We start from the raw sequence: 15987 nt of genomic DNA, 5'->3' as shown, positions 1-15987 counted from the left end.
CAAGCGTCTGCAAAAAAGGTTTGCCGTATGATCTCTATCAAGAACATCAACAAGTGGTATGGCGACTTCCAGGTGCTGACTGATTGCAGCACCGACGTCAAAAAAGGCGAAGTGATCGTGGTCTGCGGCCCGTCGGGCTCGGGCAAATCGACGCTGATCAAGTGCGTTAACGCGCTGGAGCCGTTCCAGAAAGGTGACATCGTTGTCGACGGTACCTCGATTGCCGACCCGAAGACCAACCTGCCGAAACTGCGTTCGCGCGTCGGCATGGTGTTCCAGCATTTCGAACTGTTCCCGCACCTGACCATCACCGAAAACCTGACCATCGCGCAGATCAAGGTGTTGGGTCGCAGCAAGGAAGAGGCGACCAAAAAAGGTCTGCAACTGCTGGAGCGCGTCGGTCTGTCGGCCCACGCCCACAAGCATCCGGGGCAACTGTCCGGTGGTCAGCAACAGCGTGTGGCAATTGCCCGTGCGCTGGCGATGGACCCGATCGTCATGCTGTTCGACGAACCGACTTCGGCGCTCGACCCGGAAATGGTCAACGAAGTGCTCGACGTGATGGTGCAACTGGCCCACGAAGGCATGACCATGATGTGCGTGACCCACGAAATGGGCTTCGCCCGTAAAGTGGCTGACCGCGTGATCTTCATGGACGCCGGCAAGATCATCGAAGACTGCCCGAAAGAAGAGTTCTTCGGCGATATCAGCGCCCGCTCCGAACGTGCGCAGCACTTCCTCGAGAAAATCCTGCAGCACTAAAAAGCAACACACTGAACTCTGTGGCGAGGGGATTTATCCCCGTTGGGTTGCGAAGCAGCCCCGAGCATTTCAACGTCGAACCGCGTCTGGCGGTTTGACGACTGCTTCGCAGCCGGACGGGGATAAATCCCCTCGCCACAAAGTCCACCTCCACACGGTGATTCACAAACAAGTGTTGTGGTTGACCCAAGGCATCTGTGATGAAATGCGACCCCAATCTCTATCGCGCCGCGCCGCCATCACTTGCCGTGAAGCCCCGTCTGATCCGTCATTTGTTCCTGCCGCCCCTGATCATCGTTCTGATGATCGGCTTGGGTTACGCCGGTTTCTGGACCAGTGAACACTTCGGTATCCGCAGCCTCGGCGAAAACGGCCAGCGTCAACTTGAGCTGAACGCCCGCGCTGTCGAAAGCGAAATCAGCAAATACACCTACCTGCCCAGCCTGCTCGAACTCGAAACCAGTGTGCCGCAGTTGCTCGCCGACCCGAGCCCGGAACACCGGCAAACGGTCAATGCTTATCTTGAAGGCCTGAACCGCCGTAGCCGCAGTCGGGCCATCTACGTGATGGACACCACCGGCCGCGTAATGGCCACCAGCAACTGGCGCGATGTCGACAGTTATCTGGGTGAAGACCTGTCCTTCCGTGCCTACTTTCAGAAAGCCGTGCGCGGCGAGCCCGGGCGTTTCTACGGCATCGGCAGCACCAACGGCGAACCCGGTTACTACCTGGCCCACGGCCTCGAAGAGCATGGCAAGATCATCGGCGTTGCAGTGGTCAAAGTCCGCCTCGAAGCCATGGAAGAACGCTGGCAACGGGCACGCCTGGAAGCCTTCGTCAGCGACGAAAACGGCATCATCATCCTCTCCAGCGATCCGGCCCGACGCCTCAAATCCGTGGTCCCGCTGAGCGAAGACACCAAAGAGAAACTCGCCCGCAGCCTCCAGTACTACTGGTTCCCGCTCAACGAGCTGCAACCGCTGGCCCGGGAAACCCTGTCCGAAGGCGTGGAGAAACTCACCTTCCCGGCCAACAGTGAACTGGCCTCCGACGACGAGAGCATCAGCTATCTGGCGCAGACCCGTCCCTTGAGTGATACGCCGTGGAATTTCACCCTGCTCACGCCCTTGCAGGACCTGCGCCGCGAAGCGATCAATCAGGGGATTCTGGTGGCCGTCGCGTTTGCCTTTGTGGCCTTCCTGCTGATCGCCTGGAACGAGCGGCGCAAAGTCATCGCCACCCGCCTCGCCGCCCGCGAAGCCTTGCAGGAAGCCAACAATCAACTGGAGCGTCGGATTACCGAACGCACCACCGATCTGCGCGCCAGCAACGAACGACTCAAGAGTCAGATCCGCGAACGCCGACAGGCCGAGGAAACCCTGCGCCGCGCCCAGGATGAACTGGTGCAGGCCGGCAAACTCGCGGCCATCGGCCAGATGTCGACCAGCATCGCCCATGAACTGAATCAGCCACTGGCGGCGATGCGCACCTTGTCCGGCAACACTGTGCGCTTCCTTGAACGTGGTCAGCTCGACATCGCCAGCACCAACCTCAAGACCATCAACGACCTGATCGACCGCATGGGCCGGATCACCGCCAGCCTGCGCTCGTTCGCCCGTCGTGGTGACAACAAAGGTCAGGCCAGCCTCGGCAAAGCCGTGGATGCCGCACTGCAAGTGCTTGGTGCTCGCGTGGAAAACACTCCGCTGCAACTGCACCGCCAGTTCATCGATGTGCAAGTGCAGATCGACCAGACCCGCCTCGAACAGATTCTGCTCAACCTGATCGGCAACGCACTCGATGCCATGCAGGCGCAACCGCTGCCAGAAATCTGGCTGGAAGGTGAAGAGTTCAACGGCAAATATCGCCTGCGAGTGCGCGACAACGGCCACGGTATCGACGCCGAGGCGCGCAAGCATCTGTTCGAGCCGTTCTTCACTACCAAACCCGGCGATCAGGGCCTGGGCCTCGGCCTGACTCTGTCCGCCAGTCTGGCGGCAGCCACCGGCGGGCATCTGGGTGTTGAACACCCGGCCAGCGGTGGCACCACCTTCGTCCTCAGTTTACCGTTGGTAAGCCCTACACCTGCCGAGCCAATATGAACCACGACCTTAGTGTGCTGATCGTCGAAGACGATCCCCATGTGCTGCTCGGCTGCCAACAGGCGCTGACCCTCGAAGACATTCCCTGCATCGGCGTCGGCAGTGCCGAAGAAGCGCTGGAAAGGGTCGGCGACAACTTTGCCGGGATCGTCATCAGCGATATTCGCCTGCCGGGCATCGATGGCCTGGAGCTGCTGACTCGGCTGAAAGATCGTGATCGCAGCCTGCCGGTGGTGCTGATCACCGGTCACGGCGACATCACCATGGCCGTCGGCGCGATGCAGAAAGGCGCCTACGACTTCATGGAAAAACCGTTCTCGCCGGAGCGTCTGGTCGATGTTGCGCGCCGCGCACTGGAGCAACGCAGTCTGGCCCGGGAAGTCTCATCCCTGCGCCGGCAACTGGCCGAACGCGATTCCCTTGAAGGGCGAATCATTGGCCGCTCACCGGCGATGCAGAACCTGCGCGAACTGATCGCCAACGTCGCCGACACTTCGGCCAACGTGTTGATCGAAGGCGAAACCGGTACCGGCAAGGAACTGGTCGCCCGCTGCCTGCATGACTTCAGCCGCCGCCACAGCAAACAGTTCGTCGCGCTGAACTGCGGCGGTCTGCCGGAAAACCTCTTCGAAAGTGAAATCTTCGGTCACGAGGCCAACGCCTTCACCGGCGCCGGCAAACGCCGCATCGGCAAGATCGAACACGCCGACAATGGCACGCTGTTCCTCGACGAAGTGGAAAGCATGCCGCTGCCGTTGCAGATCAAACTGCTACGAGTATTGCAGGAACGCACCCTTGAACGCCTCGGTTCAAACCAGAGCGTGGCGGTGGATTGCCGGGTGATTGCCGCGACCAAATCCGACCTCGACGAGTCGAGCAAGGCGGGCGCATTCCGCAGCGATTTGTACTACCGCCTCAACGTGGTGACTCTGGAACTGCCGCCGCTGCGCGAACGTCGCGAAGACATCCTGCAACTGTTCGAGCACTTCACCCAGCAATCGGCCCTGCGCTTTGACCGCTCGTTGCCGGAGCTGGACAACCAGACCGTGTCGAGCCTGATGAGCCACGACTGGCCGGGTAACGTGCGCGAACTGCGCAACGTCGCCGAACGCTTCGCCCTCGGCTTGCCGGCGTTCAAGAAGTCTGGCGCCAGCAGTGGCGGCCAGGGCCTGGCCTTTGCCGAAGCGGTGGAAGCCTTCGAGCGCAACCTGCTCGTCGACGCCTTGCAACGCAGCGGCGGCAACCTGACCCAGGCCAGCCTGGAACTGGGTATGGCCAAGACCACGCTGTTCGACAAAGTGAAAAAGTACGGCTTGAGCCATTAAAGCGAGAACCCTGTGGACCTGATTCTGAAAGCCGCACTCGGCGCAGCGGTGGTGGTGATCCTCGCCGCACTGTCGAAAACCAGAAACTATTACATCGCCGGGCTGGTGCCGCTGTTTCCGACCTTCGCCCTGATTGCCCACTTCATCGTCGGCAAGACCCGCTCGGTGGATGATCTGAAGACCACCATCGTGTTTGGCATGTGGTCGATCATTCCGTATTTCATTTATCTGGCGACCTTGTACGTAATGGTCGACCGCATGCGACTCGAGGCTTCACTGGCGGTGGCGACAGTCGCGTGGTTGATTGCCGCGACCGTGCTGGTCAGCGTCTGGGTGCGGATTCACGCCTGACTCCAGCGCTGGCCCGTCCCTTGCATTTGCCCTGAAAACCCTGCCCGGCCGGCCCTCATGATCGATGAGGCCGGTGTCTGGCAAGGGCTGCCAAGGGTGAATAGCGACCTTGAACATCTTAAATTTCAATCACAGTCTGACCGCTCAAAAGCCGATTGCACGGCTGCTCGATAACGGCCCGAAACTCCGGCGAGGGCTGTTTCAATGACCTTCACGGTGATTGTGCTGGTGGCCCTGTCCATAGTTCTGGATGTGATCGGCCAACTCTGTTTCAAACTCGGTCTGGATCGACTGCCGCAACTTGAGGGCGACTTTCGCCTGCAAGCGTTCTGGGGCCAGGTGTTCAATGCGCCTCTGTTGTGGGGCGGAATCGGCGCCTATGCGATCGAGTTTTTCGTCTGGATCGATGCACTGTCGCGCGCGCCATTGAGCCTGTTGTTCCCGGCGGCGGCGCTGGCCTATTGCGGTGTGGTGCTTGCGGGCAAACTGGTCCTCGGCGAAACCGTCAGCCGGCGACGCTGGCTGGGAACGCTGGTGATAACGGCGGGCGTCATGCTCGTGTGTGTCGGCCATGCATGACACAGAACTGCTTCTCGACGGGAATCAATCCATGCATTGGTTACACGGACGCGTGGGCACGGTGGTGCTGTGGGCATTACTGATTGTTCTGGAAAGTGCCGGGCAGATCGCGACCAAGGTCGGTGGTGATCAGTTGGGGAATATGGACTTCACTCTTAAATGGCTGCAAGACATCGTGGTGACACCCGGCGTGTGGTTCGCGATTGCCTGCTACATCGGCGCGTTTTTTGTCTGGATGCTGATCCTGAGGCGCAGCAGTCTGTCGCTGGCGTTTCCCCTGAGTTCATTGGTGTTCGTCGGCGTACTGCTAGGGTCGTGGCTGGGGCTGGGTGAGCAGATCAGTCTGCTGCACTGGGTTGGCGTGGCCGTGATCATGGGCGGTGTTGCCTTGCTCGCCGAGGGTGAAAAGAACTGAAGCTATTCGTGCAGGAACTGGCGCAGCCTGCGCCAGCCCCTGCATGGATCAGTCAAACTTGTAGGCAATGGCGGCCTGCACTTCGCCCTGATTACTATCCCCCACCGCTTTGACAATGGAGCTGTCCGCCGCCGAGCGGGTCAGGTGAATCCAGCTCGCACTGGTGACCAGCGACCAGTGCCTGGCGAGGGGAAACTCGAAGCTCTGGGTCAGGGTCATGTTCTGCAAACCGCCGCCAGCGTTGTACGCGCGGATTCCGGAAGCCCGGGATTCGCTGTCGCTGACGCCGAAGAACGTCTGCGTCGCCTGCGCATCGGCGAAATGTGCGGTCAGGTTGCTGCTGCCGATGACCCCGCCACCCAGTGGATAACCGATCTCGCCGCCGACTCGCCCGAGCACGCCGCCCTGCCCGCTGCCACCGCCGACGGCCTGACCGACCGAAGCGAACACCCGCCAGAAATCGGCCGGGGCGTACTGCACGAATCCGCCGACATCGGCCATGTCCGGTACATCGCGCAACCCGCGCAACTCACCGTTTGCGGTACGCCCGGGCAGGTAATTGATGTACGGCCCGGCGCTGAAACCGTTGGTTTTCAGCACGCTCCAGGTCAAGCCGTCGTCGGTGCTGAGGCTGACATCGCCCCAGTCCAGATCGAGGTACGGTATTGGCCGCGTTTCGTAGCGGCTGCCGGTGGGATCGTGGGGCTGATAACTCAGCCCGAGGCCCGCTTCGCCAGTAATGCCATCCGCCATCACTGCCCCTGAAAAGCAGGCCAGTACGCCAAACAACGCCAGTGTCTTCCTCTGCATGAGGTCATTCCTTTTCTGAACTTGCGCGCATCAATCCCCGGATACAACCCTTGGCGCAAGCACTCATGTTGTTTGTAGCAAGCTACAAAAATTGTAGCTTCCATTCGCGAAAAAACTGCCTCGCCCCCGCCATTACCGGGCCTTGGGCATTTGGCACAGTCCCTGCTCTACCCCTTGCCAAGCGCAAACAGCGCGTCCTGACAACTGCACAGACCCAGCAGGTACCGCAGATGATTGACTGGCATATCGTGTGTGATTTCGACGGCACCATCACCCGCACCGACGTGATCGACAGCATCCTTGAACGCTTTGCCGACCCCAGTTGGGAAGTGATCGAAAATGAATGGCTAGAGGGCAAGATCGGTTCGCGTGAATGCCTCAGCCGTCAGCTTTCGCTGATCAAGGCTACGCCGTCGCAATTGCTCGAATTCTTCGACAGCGTCGACATTGACCCGGACTTTCCGGATTTCGTCGACCACGTGATCGGCCTCGGCGCCTCGCTGGAGGTGGTCAGCGACGGCATCGAGCAAGGCATCGCAAGGATACTGGCGCGCAACTACGTCACGCTCCTGCCGATCCTCGCCAACCGCCTGCGCCAGATCGACCACGACAAGTGGCGGATCGATTTCCCTTACGCCAGCGACGCCTGCCGCGCCGCTTCCGGCAACTGCAAATGCAAGTCCACGCCCAACAGCAAACGCGTGCTGGTGATCGGTGACGGCCAGTCCGACATGTGCGTGGCCGGCACCGCCGACTTCGTCTTCGCCAAGGATCGCCTTGCCGAACATTGCGAACGCAACGGCATTCCCTACGCGCGTTTCGACAGCTTCGCCGAATTACCGCAACTGCTGGCCCGACTGCCTCTGGCACCGGCAGCCAACGCGATCACTTTCAGTACCGAATCCACTTCTGAAGCACAGGAAACCCTGCACCATGTCTGATATCCGAATTGCGACAGCCGAAGACCAGGTTCTTCTGGAAAAAGAAGCCAAATATTGCTCCTACGGCGACACCGTTCACTACATCGAACCGCCTCGCATCTTCAGTCGCTGCGAAGGCTCGTACGTCTGGGACACAGAAGATCAGGCCTACCTCGACCTGCAAATGTGGTACTCGGCGGTCAACTTCGGTTACGCCAACCCGCGTCTGAACAACGCCCTGAAACAACAGATCGACACCCTGCCGCAGATTGCCAGCCAGTACCTGCACAAGGGCAAGATCGAGTTGTCGGAAATGATCGCGGTCGATGCCAAGAACAAGTTCGGCCTCGACGGTCGGGTGCATTTCAACGTCGGCGGTTCGCAGTCCATCGAGGACTCGCTGAAAGTCGTGCGTAACGCCACCAACGGCAAGAGCCTGATGTTCGCCTTCGAGGGCGGTTACCACGGTCGTACCCTCGGCGCCTCGTCGATCACCTCCAGCTACCGCTATCGCCGCCGCTACGGTCACTTCGGTGAGCGTGCGCAATTCATCCCGTTCCCGTATCACTTCCGTGGCCCTAAAGGCATGACCAAGGAAGAATACGGCAGCCATTGCGTGCAGCAATTCGCGCGGTTGTTCGAGACTGAATACAACGGCGTCTGGGACCCGAAAGTCGGCCAGAGCGAATACGCAGCGTTCTACGTCGAGCCGATCCAGGGCACCGGCGGTTACGTGATTCCACCGATGAACTTCTACAGCGAACTCAAGCATGTGCTGGATCAGCACGGCATTCTGATGGTCGTCGATGAAATCCAGATGGGCTTCTACCGCACCGGCAAGCTGTGGTCGATCGAGCACTTCGACGTCAAACCCGACGTGATCGTCTTCGGCAAGGCGCTGACCAACGGCCTCAACCCACTGGGCGGCATCTGGGCCCGCGAAGAGTTGATCAACCCGAAAATCTTCCCGCCAGGTTCGACCCACTCCACTTTCGCCTCCAACCCGTTGGGCACCGCCGTGGGCCTGGAAATGTTCAAGATGACCAGTGAAGTCGACTACGGCGCGATGGTCATGGCCAAGGGCAAATACTTCCTCGACGGTCTGCAGGACCTGAAGAAGCGTTACCCGATCATTGGCGATGTCGACGGTCTGGGCCTGGCGCTGCGCTGCGAGATCTGCACCGACGACGGTTTCACCCCGGACAAGGCCACCCTCGACTTCATGGTCGAAGAAGGCATGAAGGGCGACATCGAAATCGACGGCAAACGTTTGGGTCTGATCCTCGATGTGGGCGGTTACTACAAGAACGTCATCACCCTGGCACCGTCGCTGGAAATCAGCTATCCGGAAATCGATCTGGGCCTGGCCCTGCTTGATCGTCTGCTGCATCGGGCGATGAAAAGATGATCGACTCTGAGATCGATATGGGCGAAGGCAACGCCGGTTTCGTTCTCGGCAGTGGCGAGGTCGCGGTGTTGTTGATCCACGGCCTCACCGGCACCCCGACGGAACTGCGTCGGGTGGCCGTGGGCCTGGCGAAAGCCGGGCACACGGTCTACGTGCCGACTCTGGCGGGACACTGCGGCGGCAATGCCGATTTGCAGGCGACTGGCTGGCGTGACTGGTACGAAAGCGCGCGCAACACCTTCGTCGGTGTGCGCCGCAAGCACCAGAAAGTCTACGTCGGTGGTTTGTCGATGGGCGCGGTGCTGTCGATGTATATGGCTGCCGAACATCCGGGACAGATCGAAGGCTTGCTGCTGTATTCGACCACCCTGCGCTATGACGGCTGGAGCATCAACAAACTGGCGTTTCTCACACCGTTGCTGATGAAGATTCCGTTCGGCGTGCACCTGTGCAGTTTCGAAGAGAAACCGCCTTACGGCATCAAGAATGAGCGTCTGCGCGCCATCGTCGAACGTCAGATGAAAGAAGGCCAAAGCAGTCAGGCCGGTTTGCTGACGATGGAAGGCGTCACCGTGCGCGAACTGCACCGGCTCAACGCCGTGGTGAAAAAACGCATGCCGTCGATCACCACGCCTGCGCTGGTGCTGCACTCCATCGAAGACGACATCACCAGTCGCTGGAATGCCGATTATGTCGAACGCAAACTCGGTGGGCCGGTGGTCAAGGTGTTGCTCGACGACTGCTATCACATGATCACCGTCGACTTGCAGTACCGCCGGGTCGTAGAGCTGAGCGTGGATTTCATCCAGCGAGGCATCGTGCAACAGCAACCGGGTTCCAGTGCGCTGCACGAGGAACATCACCAACTGGCTTGAGTGGTCACCGCGAGCAACTCTGCGGCACGGACTGAAATACGCGACTCGCCGACATAAGGAACCGACGTGATCACCGCCCAAGCCTTTTCAACCATCGAAGCGATTGATCGCGGCGCGTGGAACAACTGCTTTGCCGATGAACTGGAGGACTGGGATTACTACCGTGCCGTTGAACGGGCCGGTATCGACGGTTTTCACTGGCGCTACCTGACGTTGCACGATGACGGCCAATTGATCGCCGCAGCGGTGGCGTTCACCACCAACTACTCGCTGGACACGACACTTCAGGGACCGGGCAAACGGGTCAGCCGATGGCTGAGCCGACGTCTGCCCGGGTTGTTCGATATTCGTCTGTACGCGCTCGGATCGCCGGTGGCCGAACAGTGCCATGTCGGCACGGCTTCCCACATCGTCGCTGCGCAACGTCCCGCATTGCTGACGCAGTTGTTGAAACTGGCGAGAGAGGATGCCGTACAACTCGGGATCGGCCTGTTTGCCGTCAAAGATGCCAGCCACCGCGATCCACAGTGGCTGGACGCCTGCCGTCAGGCGGATTTGCAAAGCATGCCCGGCGTGCCCGGTGCCGAGTTGTCGATCAACTTCGCTTCGGTGGACGCGTACCTGGGCGGCCTCGGCAAATCCACCCGCAAGGATTTGCGTCGAACCTTGCGCAGACAGGGCCCGCGTATCGAATGGCGGCGCTCGGTGCACGATTTGTTGCCGCGCATGATGGCGCTGTACGACGCCACTTTGGCGCGCAGCGATCTGGCTTTTGATTGCCTGCCGGCGGCGTACTTTCGCGAGGTACTCAATCATTTTGATGAACGTGTAGCCTACGTGCTCTATTGGGTTGGCGAAGAGTTGGTGGCATTCAATCTGGTATTGCTCGACGGCCAACAGATGATCGACAAATTATTCGCCCACGATCAGGCCTACACCCGCGAATACAATCTTTACGCTCGTAGCTGGCTGGAAAATGTCGGCTACTGTATTGAACACAAGCTGGCGATCTACACCTGCGGGCAAGCCGGCCATGCCAGTAAGCTACGCCTGGGTTGCACGTTTGTCGGTAATACGGTGTTCTTCCGTCATCGCAATCCACTGTTCGACCAACTGCTGCGACTGGTGAAAAAATTCGTTCGGCCGGATCGATCCGATCCGGCCATGGCTGCTGCAATAAGCGAAATCCAATGACCAACGACCGACGCGCCGCGACCCGACCTTTCGCTCTTTCCGGCTGGAGCCTGCAACGCAAACTGGTGCTGGCGTTCTGGCTGGTGAGCGTGATCCCGACCATGATCGCCGCCGAGCTGGCAGCCACCACGCTGTCGCAGATCTTCGACAGCAACGTGCGCATCTGGCTGCAGGAATCGTCGAAGATCGTCGAGGACGAAATCAGTGAGATCCTGCGTGACAACGCCCGGGCCGCGCAGCTGTTCTTGCGCTACACGCGACCGCCGACTGATCGCCAGTCCGCCCGACACAACAAACTGACCGCCGACGTCGCCGATTCCATGGGCATCGATGTCGTGGCGCTGGTACGCAACAGCGATAACAAAGTGGTGTACAGCACCGCCGCCGACAACATCGTCAGCCAGATCAGCACCGCGCCGAAAGCAGTGCTGCAAACCTTGCAGGTCGGCGGCGTGGCCACCGGCACGGTGGTTTCCAGCTTTGAAACCGAGCAGGACGGCGTTGATTACAAGTTGATCATCGGCACTTATCTCGACGACAGCTTCCTCACCAGCGTCGCCGATGTGCACTCACTGGACCTGCGACTTTATCTGGCCAAGGGTGACAATTTTTCAGAGATCTTCGCCACCCAACGCTTCGAAGATCATCCGTTGCAGGTGCCAAAAGGCATCGAACAGACCCTGCGTGAAACCAAAGAGCCTTTCGAACAATTCACCAATCGCTACAGCGGCATCTACCGGCCGGTGCTCAATGAAAATGGTGAGTTGCAAGGTGTGATCTTCACCGGTCTGTTGCGCCATACCAGCCTGGTGGGGCTGGTCAATCAGAGCAACCTGTTCATTCTGATTTTCCTGCTCAGCTCGGCAGCGTCACTGGCGGTCGGCTGGCTGGTCTCGGAGCGTCTGACCAAACCCCTGCGCGGGCTGGCCAAAGGCGTGCAAGCGGTGATCGCCGGCGATTATCGTCAGCGTCTGAGCGTGACCGGAGGCGATGAACTGGCCGAGCTGAGCAGCACCTTCAACCACATGAGCGAGCGGCTCGCGGAATTGCAGCATCTGGAATTCCAGCTGCGTCGCCGCGACCGTTTGCATGCACTGGGTGAAGTCGCCATGGGCCTGGCCCATGAAATCCGTAATCCGCTGGGCATCATCAAAACCGCCACGCAACTGCTGCATCGGCGCGCCGATCTGCCGGAAACCGACAAGCGTCATCTGGAATATGTGGTCAGGGAAGTCAGCCGGATCAATGACCTGATCACCGAATTCCTCGATTTCGCCAAACCCAGTGCGCCGATCCGCGCCTCGCACTCGGCGCGGGCGCTGGTCGATGAACTGGCAGGCTTCTGCGAACCGGAATTGACCAGCCACAACATCGATGTGCGCATCGACGATCAGGCGCCCGGCGCGACGCTGTACGCCGATACCAAGCAACTGAAACAGGCCGGACTGAACCTGATCGTCAACGCCATCGATGCGATGCCTGACGGCGGCCGGCTGACCCTGACCATCGCCAGCGACGCCAGCCACACTATTATCAGTGTGGCGGACACCGGCCAGGGCATTGAAGCCGACATGCTCGAACGGATCTTCACACCGTTCGTCACCACCAAGGCGTCAGGCACTGGCCTGGGTCTGGCCAAGGTGTTTTCGGTGATGGAAAGCCATAACGGGCGCGTAGAGTGTGTCAGCGAAAAAGGTGCTGGTGCCACGTTCAGCCTGTACATTCCGGCGGATGGCGAGGACTTCGACGAGAATGACGATGACGCATAACATTCTGGTGGTGGACGACGAACCCAAACTCTGTGACCTGCTGGCTTCGGCTCTGGGCCAGAACGGCATCACCGTGTTCACTGCCGGCAACGGTTTGCACGCGCTCAAAGTGCTGGAGAGTGAAGACATCGACCTGCTCATCAGCGACTGGCGCATGCCCGGCATGGACGGCCCGCAGCTGTTGGCAGAGGTCAAAAACCGCTACCCGCAGTTACCGGTGATTGTCATGACCGCCTACAGCACGGTGAAAAATGCAGTGCAATCGATGCGTAACGGCGCGTTCGATTACATCGCCAAACCGTTCGATATCGATGAGCTGGATATCACCGTCAGCAAGGCCCTGCAGTTTCGCGACATTCTCAAAGACAACCAGCGCCTGCGCGCCGAACTCGACGAACATCAGCAGATCGACAGCCTGATCGGCGATAGCCCGAGTTTTCGCCGCGTACTGCAAGCCGTCGATTCATTACGCGAAAGCGCCGCGACCGTTTTGCTCAGTGGCGAAAGCGGCACCGGCAAGGAAATGGTCGCCCGCGCCATCCACAAACATGGCAATCGCGCCGATAAACCTTTTGTCGCGGTCAACTGCGCAGCGATCCCCGAAGGACTGCTGGAAAGTGAAATGTTCGGCCACCGCAAAGGTGCGTTCACCGGCGCCGTGGCAGATCGGATCGGGCGCTTTCAACAGGCCGACAAAGGCACGCTGTTTCTCGACGAGATTGGTGAAATGCCGTTGGCCTTGCAGGCGAAAATCCTCCGCGCCCTGCAAGAGCGGGTGATTGAGCCCGTGGGTGAGACCAAGGAGCGCAAAGTCGATGTACGAGTGATCGCTGCCACCAACAAGAATCTGTTGGAAGCGGTGGCCAACAAGGAGTTTCGCGAGGATCTCTACTACCGCCTCAACGTGTTTCCCATTCCGCTGCCGGCGTTGCGTGAACGGGTCGAAGACATCGCCCCGCTCGCCCGGCATTTCGCCCACACGCTGGGCGCCGACGCCGGCAAACGCATCAGCGGTTTCAGCCCGCAGGCGTTGCAGGCCATGACGCTCTACTCATGGCCGGGCAACATTCGCGAGCTGCAAAACTGTGTCGAGCGAGCGACCATCGTCGCCTCGGCAAATGTCATCGAAGAGCAGGATTTACCGGCGTACCTGTTCGCTGCGCAAGCCTCGAACAACGGTGGTCCGGTGACCGAAATCAACGGCGTACCGGCGGATCTCGACGCGGCGCTGGCAGAAACCGAAAAGGCCTACATGCTCGCCGCCCTGCAACAAAGCAACGGTGTGCAGGCCGCCGCCGCGCTGCAACTCGGGATCTCCGAGCGCAGCTTCTGGTATCGCCTGAAGAAGCTCGGCATTCACGTCGACAAGATCGTGCGTTGAGTCTGGGCGGCTATTCAGTCACCGTACCGCCCTTGGCTTCACTGATGATCTGCCGGATCGCCCCGACAAACGTTTCCACCGGTTGTCCGCCCGTCACCGCGTACTGACCGTTGAACACCACGGTCGGCACCGAACTCACGCCGCGTTGCAGCCAGAGCTGCTCTTCTTCGCGCACTTTATCGGCAAACTCGTCGGAGGCCAGAAGGGTCTCGGCTCGTTGGCGATCCAGGCCGACACTTGCGGCAATCTGCGCCAGTTGCGTGTGATCCGAAGGATTGCCGCCATCGGTGAAGTACGCCTTGAACAGCGCCTCTTTCAGCGGCAACTGCCGGCCTTCCAGCCCGGCCCAGTACAACAGACGGTGCGCATCGAAGGTGTTGTAGATGCGGCTGTTGCCATCGGTGCGAAAGGCAAAACCGACATCGGCGCCACGGGCGCGAATCGCTTCGCGGTTCTTCTGCGACTGCTCCGGGGTCGAGCCGTATTTCTCACCGATGTGCTCGGTGATGTTTTGCCCTTCCGGGCCCATTTTCGGATTCAGCTCGAATGGCTGGAAATGAATCTCGGCCTGCACTTCGTTGCGCAGAATTTCCAGCGCCTGCAGCAAGCCATACAGACCGACGACGCACCACGGGCAGGAAACGTCGCTGACAAAATCGATTTTCAAAGCGGAACTCATCACACACCTCGTGGGCGGAAATCGTGCGGGAAAGTTTGCACGATACACCCGGCCAGCCCTGCGGTGACAGTGATGGCCTCATCGCGGGCAAGCCACGCTCCCACAGGTTCAATGCAATCCTTGTGGGAGCGGGCTTGCCCGCGATGAGGGCCTTTGGATCAGAGCAGATTCCCCGCCGCCACCGGCTCGATCTGCGCCCAGTGCGAAGTGTCTTCGCGATGCTCCTGCAAGTACGGCAACACCGCCGCCAGCAACGGCGCCTTGAATGCTTCCTGAAAACGATGCGCCAGCCCCGGGATCAGCTTCAACTGACTGCCACGAATATGCGCCGCCAGATGCACGCCATGCATCACCGGCAACAACGGATCAGCCGTGCCGTGTACCACCAGCGTCGGCACGCGCAATTGATTGAGCAGCGCCACCCGGCTTGGTTCGGCGAGGATCGCCATGATCTGGCGTTTCACGCCTTCGGGATTGAACGCCCGGTCATACGCAACCGCTGCCTGCTGCAACAACACCTGACGATCATCGGTAACCGACGGACTGCCCAGCGCCGCCAGCAGGTCAGCCTGTTGCTCCAGCGCCACCTCGCGATTCGGCGCACCGCGACGCGCCAGCAACTGCACCAGCGCCGCGCTCGGTGCCGGCAGGCCTTCGGCGCCGGAACTGGTCATGATCAGGGTCAGGCTCTCGACCCGTTGCGGCGCCATCGCCGCCAGATGCTGGGCGATCATGCCGCCCATGCTCGCACCCAACACATGGAATTGTTCGATGTGCAGCGCGTCCATCAAACCCAGCGCATCGTCGGCCATGTCGGTCAGGCTGTAAGGCGCCGCGACCGGCAAACCCAGCTTGTAACGCAGCACTTCGAAGGTCAGATTGGCGCTGGCCGGCGCTTGTCGCCAGGTCGACAGACCGACATCGCGGTTGTCATAACGAATCACCCGGAACCCTTGCTGACAGAGGGCAACCACCACTTCGTCCGGCCAGTGGATCAACTGCCCGCCCAGTCCCATCACCAGCAACAGCGCCGGGTCCGAGGCACGGCCAATGCTCTGGTACGCGAGGCTCACCTGTGCCAGATCGACCCGTTCGGTCGGTACATTGACATCACAACGCGAAGCCGCCAGCGACGGCAGGCCGAACAACAGTGCGGCCAACAGCAAAAATAAACGCATGAAAAACACCGAAACGCAGAACCCCAGTAGAGCGCGAGTCTGATGAAGTTTGTTCAAGCGCGCTGCCACAGTTACGTGACAGTTTGATGAAGTTTGCCGAGTGGTCATCTGTTGCACAGTCGAAGCACGGCAGATCAACCGCAACAGTCTGCAAACAAAGCGCCGTTTTGCGATAACCCAGTACCGCACGCGACTCTGGCGGCAGGTCTCTAATGGCTCGATTACCGGCTCAGGCCGGC

At 60.0% G+C, this 15987-nt stretch carries 15 protein-coding genes; 12 read left to right on the top strand and 3 right to left on the bottom strand.

Annotated features, from left to right (window positions below; translation table 11 throughout):
* Positions 1–27 precede the first annotated feature (27 nt).
* The 6 genes from ACIOZM_RS14815 to ACIOZM_RS14790 all read left to right on the top strand — a co-directional run bounded on the left by ACIOZM_RS14815 (position 28) and on the right by ACIOZM_RS14790 (position 5534).
* Positions 28–762, top strand: coding sequence for an amino acid ABC transporter ATP-binding protein (locus tag ACIOZM_RS14815; RefSeq protein WP_049709764.1), 735 nt, complete (start codon positions 28–30; stop codon positions 760–762).
* Between the two features lie 200 nt (positions 763–962).
* Positions 963–2864: an ATP-binding protein gene (locus tag ACIOZM_RS14810; protein ID WP_401215036.1), complete on the top strand. Its 1902-nt coding sequence runs from the start codon at positions 963–965 to the stop codon at positions 2862–2864.
* Positions 2861–4189, top strand: a complete 1329-nt coding sequence (locus ACIOZM_RS14805; protein WP_401215033.1) for a sigma-54-dependent transcriptional regulator — start codon at positions 2861–2863, stop codon at positions 4187–4189. Before ACIOZM_RS14810 ends, ACIOZM_RS14805 begins: the two co-directional genes overlap by 4 nt.
* Before the next feature lie 21 nt (positions 4190–4210).
* Positions 4211–4540, top strand: a complete 330-nt coding sequence (locus tag ACIOZM_RS14800; RefSeq protein WP_401215081.1) for a GlpM family protein — start codon at positions 4211–4213, stop codon at positions 4538–4540.
* Positions 4541–4744: 204 nt separating this feature from the next.
* Positions 4745–5119, top strand: a complete 375-nt coding sequence (locus tag ACIOZM_RS14795; RefSeq protein ID WP_401215030.1) for a transporter — start codon at positions 4745–4747, stop codon at positions 5117–5119.
* Positions 5120–5150: 31 nt separating this feature from the next.
* Positions 5151–5534, top strand: coding sequence for an EamA family transporter (locus ACIOZM_RS14790; protein ID WP_401215028.1), 384 nt, complete (start codon positions 5151–5153; stop codon positions 5532–5534).
* Between the two features lie 48 nt (positions 5535–5582).
* Here ACIOZM_RS14790 and ACIOZM_RS14785 read toward each other — a convergent pair whose 3' ends face one another.
* Entirely contained in the window at positions 5583–6344 is a 762-nt protein-coding gene (locus ACIOZM_RS14785; RefSeq protein WP_401215026.1) for a MipA/OmpV family protein, read from the bottom strand.
* Between the two features lie 230 nt (positions 6345–6574).
* Here ACIOZM_RS14785 and ACIOZM_RS14780 point away from each other — a divergent pair, with 230 nt between their 5' ends.
* From ACIOZM_RS14780 to ACIOZM_RS14755, 6 genes are all read left to right on the top strand, one after another.
* Entirely contained in the window at positions 6575–7285 is a 711-nt protein-coding gene (locus ACIOZM_RS14780) for an HAD-IB family phosphatase (protein ID WP_401215025.1), read from the top strand.
* Complete coding sequence (locus ACIOZM_RS14775; RefSeq protein WP_401215023.1) at positions 7278–8672, top strand: aspartate aminotransferase family protein; 1395 nt, start codon at positions 7278–7280, stop codon at positions 8670–8672. The genes ACIOZM_RS14780 and ACIOZM_RS14775 overlap by 8 nt, the downstream gene beginning before the upstream one ends.
* Positions 8669–9547 (top strand): alpha/beta hydrolase, encoded by an 879-nt coding sequence (locus ACIOZM_RS14770; RefSeq protein WP_401215020.1) that lies wholly within the window; start codon positions 8669–8671, stop codon positions 9545–9547. Before ACIOZM_RS14775 ends, ACIOZM_RS14770 begins: the two co-directional genes overlap by 4 nt.
* A 66-nt stretch (positions 9548–9613) precedes the next feature.
* A complete protein-coding gene (locus ACIOZM_RS14765; protein WP_401215017.1) occupies positions 9614–10741 on the top strand; it encodes a GNAT family N-acetyltransferase in 1128 nt (375 codons plus the stop codon).
* Positions 10738–12510: an ATP-binding protein gene (locus tag ACIOZM_RS14760; RefSeq protein WP_401215015.1), complete on the top strand. Its 1773-nt coding sequence runs from the start codon at positions 10738–10740 to the stop codon at positions 12508–12510. Before ACIOZM_RS14765 ends, ACIOZM_RS14760 begins: the two co-directional genes overlap by 4 nt.
* Complete coding sequence (locus ACIOZM_RS14755) at positions 12500–13891, top strand: sigma-54-dependent transcriptional regulator (protein ID WP_401215012.1); 1392 nt, start codon at positions 12500–12502, stop codon at positions 13889–13891. The genes ACIOZM_RS14760 and ACIOZM_RS14755 overlap by 11 nt, the downstream gene beginning before the upstream one ends.
* 10 nt (positions 13892–13901) lie before the next feature.
* On the opposite strand, the gene ACIOZM_RS14750 is transcribed toward ACIOZM_RS14755, so the two are convergent.
* Positions 13902–14570 carry a DsbA family oxidoreductase gene (locus tag ACIOZM_RS14750; protein ID WP_401215009.1) on the bottom strand — a complete coding sequence of 223 codons (669 nt, stop codon included), beginning with the start codon at positions 14568–14570 and terminating at the stop codon, positions 13902–13904.
* A gap of 158 nt (positions 14571–14728) precedes the next feature.
* Positions 14729–15748, bottom strand: coding sequence for an alpha/beta fold hydrolase (locus tag ACIOZM_RS14745; protein ID WP_401215006.1), 1020 nt, complete (start codon positions 15746–15748; stop codon positions 14729–14731).
* Positions 15749–15987: the final 239 nt, after the last annotated feature.

The sequence above is a fragment of the Pseudomonas sp. NPDC087346 genome (genome assembly GCF_044744235.1).
In the GTDB taxonomy this organism is placed as follows: domain Bacteria; phylum Pseudomonadota; class Gammaproteobacteria; order Pseudomonadales; family Pseudomonadaceae; genus Aquipseudomonas.
Note: the sequence above shows the minus strand (reverse complement) of the source record. Positions and strands in the feature narration are given on the sequence as shown.

Coding starts and splice junctions, on each gene's coding strand:
- ACIOZM_RS14815 (WP_049709764.1), top strand. CDS start 28: ATGATCTCTATCAAGAACATCAACAAGTGGTATGGCGACTTCCAGGTG.
- ACIOZM_RS14810 (WP_401215036.1), top strand. CDS start 963: ATGAAATGCGACCCCAATCTCTATCGCGCCGCGCCGCCATCACTTGCC.
- ACIOZM_RS14805 (WP_401215033.1), top strand. CDS start 2,861: ATGAACCACGACCTTAGTGTGCTGATCGTCGAAGACGATCCCCATGTG.
- ACIOZM_RS14795 (WP_401215030.1), top strand. CDS start 4,745: ATGACCTTCACGGTGATTGTGCTGGTGGCCCTGTCCATAGTTCTGGAT.
- ACIOZM_RS14790 (WP_401215028.1), top strand. CDS start 5,151: ATGCATTGGTTACACGGACGCGTGGGCACGGTGGTGCTGTGGGCATTA.
- ACIOZM_RS14785 (WP_401215026.1), bottom strand. CDS start 6,344: ATGCAGAGGAAGACACTGGCGTTGTTTGGCGTACTGGCCTGCTTTTCA.
- ACIOZM_RS14780 (WP_401215025.1), top strand. CDS start 6,575: ATGATTGACTGGCATATCGTGTGTGATTTCGACGGCACCATCACCCGC.
- ACIOZM_RS14775 (WP_401215023.1), top strand. CDS start 7,278: ATGTCTGATATCCGAATTGCGACAGCCGAAGACCAGGTTCTTCTGGAA.
- ACIOZM_RS14770 (WP_401215020.1), top strand. CDS start 8,669: ATGATCGACTCTGAGATCGATATGGGCGAAGGCAACGCCGGTTTCGTT.
- ACIOZM_RS14760 (WP_401215015.1), top strand. CDS start 10,738: ATGACCAACGACCGACGCGCCGCGACCCGACCTTTCGCTCTTTCCGGC.
- ACIOZM_RS14755 (WP_401215012.1), top strand. CDS start 12,500: ATGACGCATAACATTCTGGTGGTGGACGACGAACCCAAACTCTGTGAC.
- ACIOZM_RS14750 (WP_401215009.1), bottom strand. CDS start 14,570: ATGAGTTCCGCTTTGAAAATCGATTTTGTCAGCGACGTTTCCTGCCCG.
- ACIOZM_RS14745 (WP_401215006.1), bottom strand. CDS start 15,748: ATGCGTTTATTTTTGCTGTTGGCCGCACTGTTGTTCGGCCTGCCGTCG.